The organism is Candidatus Viridilinea mediisalina, from assembly GCF_002532535.1.
Lineage (GTDB): Bacteria > Chloroflexota > Chloroflexia > Chloroflexales > Chloroflexaceae > Viridilinea > Viridilinea mediisalina.
The window spans coordinates 1-587 of the sequence record NZ_NQWI01000324.1; the positions used below are offsets into that span (position 1 = coordinate 1).

2 protein-coding genes are annotated in these 587 nt (G+C 61.0%); one reads left to right on the plus strand and one right to left on the minus strand.

Translation table 11 applies throughout. The features are described 5' to 3' along the window. On the minus strand, nucleotides 1–251 hold a 251-nt coding region (locus CJ255_RS22265; RefSeq protein ID WP_133117029.1), incomplete at its 3' end, for a hypothetical protein. Nucleotides 252–406: 155 nt separating this feature from the next. On the opposite strand from CJ255_RS22265, the gene CJ255_RS23195 reads away from it, so the two are divergent. Continuing rightward, the coding region (locus CJ255_RS23195) for a hypothetical protein (protein WP_133117030.1) at nucleotides 407–587 on the plus strand (181 nt) is incomplete at its 3' end.

Here is a 587-nt window from a genome sequence, read left to right on the forward strand (position 1 = left end):
GGGCCATCGGCTACGGTTCGCGGATCGGACGCGGGGGGTACGCTTTCGGCAATGCGCTCAGCCACAAAGGCGAAGGCGCGTTCGTCATTGGCCCCCTTGATCAGTTGAAAGTCCAACCGGCAGACCGGCATGGCTGGGCGGAGCGCATTCTCGAGGCGCAACAGCAGACTGGTCTTGCCATTTTGCCGCCCGCCATAGAGAGCGATGTAGGCGGTCACCTCGGCGTGGCAACGACGAAGCAGCCAATCCAATTCAGCCTGTCGTCCACAAAAAAAAGAGCGGGCTGTCAGGTGCGAGCGCAGTAGTCGAGAAGGGTGCCATATGCTTCTGATGAGGGGTTGAGGGAGGAGGGCTTTCAACGATAGAGTTTTTTGGAAGTATTGGATGCGGTGTCAAGGATGTGCTCATGGAAAGCGGACAAACGACCTGCGAGGTGGGCGCCGTGCAGCCACCATGCGTAGCACCACAGACCCAACGGCGCACACCTGGCAGGTCTGAGGTACCAACGGATCATGAGACCTCGCAGGTGCGGCGCGGTGGGATCGTTGACGCCCTCATGGTGGCGGCACGCGCCCCACCTGCCAGGT